Raw genomic sequence first — 6,953 nt, 5'->3', positions numbered from 1 at the left:
AAGTACTAGCTGAAACTATTGCCCCACCCTCAACTTGCAATGTACTAGCACTGATATTGACATCGCCTCCTTGCCCGTTTGCTTTTGGTTGCACCTGATTGGCAATTAGACTCCCATTATCAAGACTAATTGCTCCAGTTGCATTAACCTCAATATTTCCCGCCTTACTATTACTAGAACCCAGCCCACTATATATTCCTGCATACAGTCCACTCTTTTCTGTCATCTCTAAATTCCGGGCATTAACTGCGATACTTCCACCATCACCAGCAGCCACATCTACTCCAGCATTATTGCTCAGAAAAACATCACTTTTTTCTACACTATTGGGAAAACTCAAACTCAGATTATTACCATCCACATTCAAACCAACCATTCCTGCACCTGCTAATCCACCTAACTCAACTCGCCCACCAAAGGCATTGAGCGTTCCACCATTTATATTGATATCGCCACCTACCAATAACAAACTCTTACCATCTAGTACACTTAAACCCGTTGGATTTAAGTCAGAGGGAGCAACTGAGTTATATTGGATAGGTGCGGTTTTAATTTGATTAAAGAGTAAAGCGGAAGGATTGACCGTTAGCAAGGATGGAGAACTTTCTGGATTCGTTGCGCTAAAAATACCTTGATTGCCAAAAGCGATCGCATTTGCAGTCGTCGCTACAAAAGAGCCTCCAATATTAAGACTTGCGTTCTTTCCAAAAATAATCCCCGATGGATTAATCAGAAATAAGTTGGCTGTACCGTTAGCATAAATTAAACCATCAATCTTAGAGACTGACCCACCTGTTACTCGACTAATAATATTTTGAATATTCGAGGCATTATTAAAAACAGCAACCGTGTTTTCTGGAACAGAGAAGTTCCGAAAGCTATGAAATAAGTTACTGCCAGATGGAGTTCCTCCATTAATGAAGAGAATGTTACCATCACTGGAGTTAATAGGATCAATACGGGAGTTAATAGGTAAAGTTGTATCTGCAGTAATTTGAGCGATCGCGCAGTTCTCCAGCAAAGTGCTGACACTGGCGATTGCAATACCTAATAAAGCACCCCAACCAGTCAAACTTAAACCGGACATTGCTTGTCTCCACTAGCAGCAAAACTAAAGTATAGTTAAGCACGAATCAGGCTACTAGCAGTTTATTATCTTTCGACATTTTCAGTTAGCACTTCAGAATACAATTGACAAAATGGCGTTGCTGAATCAAGTATGATTTGTCATTCTGAGTGCAACGAAGAATCCTTATAGATCCTACATTCCGCTTTGCTCCATTCAGCATGATATACACATTTTTCATACCGCAATTTAAACTCGAAGCATTTATTTTTGCTTTTACTTTTCAAGAAGCATTTCTCGAACGAGCAAGTTTTTATACTCTAAATTGATCCAGTAATTATAGTTTTGATTGAGTTGAAGTTGGGTAGCGCTACGCGCCACCCCAACTTCAGAGTGCGCGAATCGCCTGAATCGATGATGAAGATACGCCCCGAATTTGATAACCCGCAACTTGGTTTAGTAATGTTTAGGTTAAAAGATTACTAAGTAGAAGTAAAAAGAAAAAAGCGTAGGCTAGCAAGAACCGCAGGCATCGCACTGAGGTATACTGAAAAGCAACTATTTGGCTCGAGATGCTCAATGAATGCTGACGAAATCTCAAAGCTTGTAGAGTTTGCCGACATTTTATTTTGTAAAAAGACAGGACAACACCTGGAAACCGTCGAAAAAGATATACTTCGGCAAACCTTGATAGGAAAGAAACTCAGTGCTATCCACTTCCCTGGCTATGAAAATAGCTATGTACAGAGATTTTGCGCTCCCAGGTTATGGGAGCGGCTTTCAGTAGTAACGGGGGAAAAAGTTCGCAAAAAAACTGTTTTAGAAGTTCTGACAAGATTACAGTCACAGCAAGAGCGATCGAGAACGGAATTACAGAACCAATTAGGAAACAATATAAAGAATGAACTAAATGGTCACGCCACTTTCAACAGTTCTGTTCGGTGGGTAAACTACTGCAACAACCCAAATTGTAGTAATTGCCAAAATCCTCACGATCTGAACTTTTGTCAGGAGTGTAACACTTTATTACTTACAGAGCATCTTGAAAGCAAAAAAGTTGAGGATACCTCCAGCGAACCAAATTCAGTTGAATTCCAGTCATCTTCTCAAACATCTGAATCTGAAAATACTGATGAAACCAAGAGCAGCACTTATAGCTTGCTCACCTCGATAAATTTTATTCAGTCTGGAATGCCATTGTTACTCTCAGTTGGAGTTATTGGCTGTTTGTTTACATTTTCCTGGCTAGCCAACTGGTACGGAGTCATAAATCACTTAGCGGGTAAGCTGCCTAATGCTCAGTTGGGCTACAAAGTCGCACTCAAACTCAATCCTAGTTCTGCTGCTGCACACTACAACCAAGCTACAGCTTACGAAGACCAACAAAACTATAAAGATGCCCATAGCGAATATCAGTTAGCTATAGAGGGCGGTGTGATTGAAGCTTACAACAACCAAGCTCGCTTAGACATTTTACAAAGAAACTATGACGGTGCTGTTTCCCTGCTGCGGATCGGTCTACCCTTGGCTAAAAATGAGCGAGTCAGAGCAGATATGTACAAAAATCGAGGTTGGGCACGGCTAATGCAAGGTCGCTTGACCGAAGCCAAGCTTGACCTAATTGAAGCGATTAAACTCAAAAGCGATCGCGCCCCCGCCTACTGCTTACTGGCGCAGGTAGTAGAACGTCAAGGAAAGCAAAAAGATGCATTGGTAGAATGGCAAAACTGCCTCGGATTTGCCTATCAGCCTAACACCTCAGAAGAAGACCAATGGGTAAATCTTGCACGTCAACGCTTGCAAACAGAGGTAGTCAAAAAATGAAACCTAGTAGTCTGTCAACCCGAAAATCCTGGGTGAGGTTTGGAGAAAGGGGAAATATTAAAAAGAAAAGGTTTTTAATCCTCTCCCCTTTTCCCCTTACCCTTTACCCCGCCAAGGGAACTTGGCAAACTACTACTTTATCCATTTTAATATCTGTCAGCCTGCTGCTAATAGCTACCAATTGGGTGGATAATAATATTGATGAGACCCGTACTGTTGCAAAGGCAGGAGAAATCCCAACTGATTGTCTCACTGTCGGACGGATTATTGAAATTGAAGGGAAAGTGCAGCTCAAGCGTAAGGAATGGCCCGATTATCATTCAACATTAGTGGGAACAGAGCTTTGTCTTGGTGATTTACTCCAACCAGCTTTGAAGGCAAAAGTCATAGTCCAATGCACCGACCCTAACCAAAATCTTTGGACAGTACCTAACGGGATGCCATCAGGTGCAGCGCTTGGCTGTCGTCCACCAGATAAACCAATATATACAATAACTGGGCCGATTACTCCCAGTCGTGACCCGATTGCCCGTCGCATTCCGCACATTATTAGTCCCAAAAACACATGGTTACTTAGTGACAAACCAAAGCTGCGTTGGATTGCTGTGCCTGATGCCACGAGTTATGTTGTACGTATAAGTGGTTCTGGAGTCAACTGGGAGACTGAAGTTAGCACAACGGAGGTAGTTTATCCTGGTAAGCCATCCTTGAAACCAGTAGAAGGGGGATACTTACTGACAGTCGAGGCTGACAATGGTGAATCATCGGCTAAGGCAACCTTCGGTTTACTTGATGCCAATCAAGCAAATTTTGTCAAGGTCGCTACCGAGCGAATTGCCACAGAAAACCTGACTGGCGATGCAAAAACCTTAGCCCAAGCTGAACTTTACATTGGACAAGGATTAATTGCTGAAGCAACTGAGACATTAGAAGCGTCAACTGCTAAGGATAGTCAAACACCAGCAATTTACTACATATTAGGGGATCTCTATGCACAAGTCCAATTGTTGCCTCAAGCTGAAGCTAGCTACTTAAAAGCAATGAAACTGGCAACGATAGTTAATGACCAAGAAGGACAAGCAGTAGTAGCCACGAGATTGGCGCAAGTATACAAAGCACTGGGAAATTCAGCCAAAGCCGATACTTGGCTCAAGTCAGCACAAGATAAATATCAGACTTTAGAGCCAATTTCCCACTAAAACATACGGTGCCCAGAAAAATGGAGCTTTGTACTTGTGCAACAGATCCAGTTGGGCACTTTGCAGTGCTTTAGCTAGAGTTATTATAGAATCAGTCGAATGAAACAAATTTTGGTAAAATTGAGTCATAAGCAAAGCTGTAGAACTATCGTTTACCTGCCATAGAGAAGCCAAAGTACTGCGTGCCCCTGCTTGTATCGACACCCCAGCTAGCCCCAAAGCAGAATTGCGATCGCCCTCGGCTGTCTCGCAAGCACTTAGTACAAGTAATTCAATGACATCGGGTCGGCTTTGCTCTCTGCTTTCAAGTAAAGTCTTCAGTTGGTTGAGATTCACACGTCCATCCCAAGTCCAAATATAGGTTTGCTCGGGTTGGGAACTGAATTGACCGTGAGTTGCTAAGTGAACCACTGAATAAGGACGCGAGTTGATTTTAGTTTCCAGAGCTTTGCGAGTAAATTCTTGATTGCGAAGCACTGTACTTTTGGTCGCTTGAGATATGAAGTCTATTTCATTTTTCACCTCTGGTAGTGCTAATGTCTCTGAGCCGGGTATTTTTTGGTCAATTCCAGCTGCTAAGACAACTGGCTTTTCCTTTGACAAAGCTAATGGTTGTAGTAGCTGTAAACTGGGGCTGATTGCTAGGGCATACTTTTCAATTAAATAATGTTCACCATCATGGAGAGCAGCCATTGGAATTTGCCCTATGGGGCCATCTAGCACAAATACTAATGTTTTCACCTCACTTTTCTTCAGGTCAGCCTCAATCGGTGCAATCAACCAGCTATATATCTGCTGGGAGGATTTTAAAAAACCTGGCCCGACACTGTTGGGTGTTCCGAGATTTTTACGTAGTATTTCCAGCTGGGTTTGAAGATTTTCCTCCTGAGATAAGGGTTTTGAATAGTGGCGCAGGGGTTGCTTGTACAAGCTGACGATGACTTCTATGCGGTTATCTAAAATGATTGGGTAAATGACTGCTGCTGTTGGATCGGCTTTTTGGTCAACTGATATTGATGATGCTACAGGCAAACTACATCTCAGGAAGTTTTCTAGTTTTGCTAGTTGGAGTGTTTCAATCGTATCACGGGCAAGTTGTAAGTTTTGTTGACTGGTTTGGTTAGATTGCAGCAATAAATCAACCAACTGTCGATAAACTGGTTCGACACTTTCATCAAAGGAGAATTGCAGGTTTGTATTGCTAACAGACAAATTACTACGGAGTGATTGAAGGGTCTTTACAGCCTGAGTATAAGCAGAGAGGGCTTTTGTGATCTCTCCTTGGGTTTTAAATATGTACCCTAGTTGCCATTGGCATTTATATATAATATCTGTAGCTGAAATCCCTTGTGCAAGTATCAGAGCTTTTTCGGTAAGGTCTTGAGCATAGGTTAGTTCTTCAGAGCTAGGCTGTATTTGACTCTGTAAGTATAAGCTACCGAGATAGCCTTGAGCATAAGATTCAGCTCGTTGGTCGCCCAGTATCCGGGCTTCTTGAAGAGTTTTAGCTAAAATTTGTGCTATTTGTTTCCAAGAGACGACATCAGTAGTAGCTTGTTTGAGGCAAGTTAAACTTTCAACCAAGTTTTGTTGAGCATATAGAGTTGTTCTATTCAAAGGCAAGTCTTGAAGTTGAGACTGGATTTGAGACCACAAGGTAAGTGCATCTGATAGGGCATTGGTTTCTAATAATACACCGAGGCGATTAATTTGTGCTTGAACCCGTGTAGTTGATGAGACGGACACTAATGCTTGCTGATAGTATGAAGCCGCTTTTTGATAGAATTTTTTGGGCGTACCGATGGTTGGTCTGTATAAACAGCGCCAAGGATACGGTTCTAATTCCTTTGCTCTATCAAGTCTTGCAAATGCTCTGTTTCCAAAAGCTTGGAATGTGTTGCCTAAACTGAGCAATGCTGCACTTTCACCTTCAGTATAAGGCAGTTTTTCAGCTGCGTTTAAACTTAGCTGTAAGACTTTTGTGGACAACTCTAAATAATCTAGCCTTTGGAGGACATCACCTAAGCTACGTAAGCCAATGACATTAGTTTGGGAATTTGGTCGCTCAGAGAGAGTTTTGAGCCAGGAATCTTGTTGGAGGTTTTCGTTTTCTTGAGTTAACTTTTGACAATTTGAATCTACCAGATTAAAGGCTTGCAGTAAAGTGTTGCAAGAAAGACGGTAATTACCCAAGGCTTGCAGGGCTTGAGCTATATTGATTCGACTCTGGGTTACGCCATCGTGATCTCGCGCTTGAGTATAAGCATCAGCAGCTTCTTGCCAAACTTTTACTGCTTCAGAAAACTGTCCAGCTAAGTAAAGTTCTTGCCCTTTAATCGCTAAATTTTTGGCATTGGCAGTTTTAGATATCTGCGATGAAAGCTGAGTGGTTGGTTGTTTCGTCCCTGTTACTGGTTGTGTTGATAAAACTAAGACACTTGCCAATGTTAGTAAAGCTAAAAGCACACTGGCAATTGTACGACGATGCGATCGCCTGATTCTCAATTGTGTTAGTAATTGTTTAAGATGCATGGCAGGTCGCGGGAGTTGACTCGAAGCTTTGAGATGGTGTGACGCTGGTGGGGTTGGCTGTAAGAGTAATTTCACCTAAGCTATTAATTACCCACCCAGTAGCTTCTACGATTTTATTAGTAGAGTCAGGTGGTGTAAAATTTCCTGAGGCAGAGCGGTTTTCTTCTGGGGCTTCGACTCCATTGACAATCACTGCTTCAGTGCGGAGAGGCTCACCTGGTTGTGGTGGTAGGCCACGCCCAGTAACAATAAATGAACTCTTTCTTTGCTTTCCACCGACATTAGACATCTCCGAAAACAGTCAAAGCCTTTGTGTGGCTAGGCTATAGCCC

Annotated in this window: 5 protein-coding genes; 2 read left to right on the top strand and 3 right to left on the bottom strand. The window is 42.3% G+C overall.

Annotated elements, in window-relative coordinates:
- A partial coding sequence (locus tag ACFFAP_RS34115; protein ID WP_375515366.1) for a filamentous hemagglutinin N-terminal domain-containing protein occupies positions 1-1,087 on the bottom strand: 1,087 nt, incomplete at its 3' end.
- A gap of 558 nt (positions 1,088-1,645) precedes the next feature.
- Between ACFFAP_RS34115 and ACFFAP_RS34110 the strand changes: the two genes are divergently transcribed.
- A complete protein-coding gene (locus ACFFAP_RS34110) occupies positions 1,646-2,890 on the top strand; it encodes a tetratricopeptide repeat protein (RefSeq protein WP_375515365.1) in 1,245 nt (414 codons plus the stop codon).
- A complete protein-coding gene (locus tag ACFFAP_RS34105) occupies positions 2,887-4,089 on the top strand; it encodes a tetratricopeptide repeat protein (protein ID WP_375515364.1) in 1,203 nt (400 codons plus the stop codon). The genes ACFFAP_RS34110 and ACFFAP_RS34105 overlap by 4 nt, the downstream gene beginning before the upstream one ends.
- On the opposite strand, the gene ACFFAP_RS34100 is transcribed toward ACFFAP_RS34105, so the two are convergent.
- Together ACFFAP_RS34100 and ACFFAP_RS34095 are read right to left on the bottom strand one after the other, a co-directional pair.
- Positions 4,069-6,621 (bottom strand): CHAT domain-containing protein, encoded by a 2,553-nt coding sequence (locus ACFFAP_RS34100; RefSeq protein ID WP_375515363.1) that lies wholly within the window; start codon positions 6,619-6,621, stop codon positions 4,069-4,071. The genes ACFFAP_RS34105 and ACFFAP_RS34100 overlap by 21 nt on opposite strands.
- Positions 6,611-6,910, bottom strand: a complete 300-nt coding sequence (locus ACFFAP_RS34095) for a hypothetical protein (protein WP_375515362.1) — start codon at positions 6,908-6,910, stop codon at positions 6,611-6,613. The genes ACFFAP_RS34100 and ACFFAP_RS34095 overlap by 11 nt, the downstream gene beginning before the upstream one ends.
- Between the last annotated feature and the right edge of the window lie 43 nt (positions 6,911-6,953).

The sequence above is a fragment of the uncultured Nostoc sp. genome, assembly GCF_964245575.1.
GTDB lineage: Bacteria > Cyanobacteriota > Cyanobacteriia > Cyanobacteriales > Nostocaceae > Nostoc.
The sequence above is the reverse complement of the archived record's forward strand: the minus strand, read 5'-3'. Positions and strand labels throughout refer to the sequence as shown.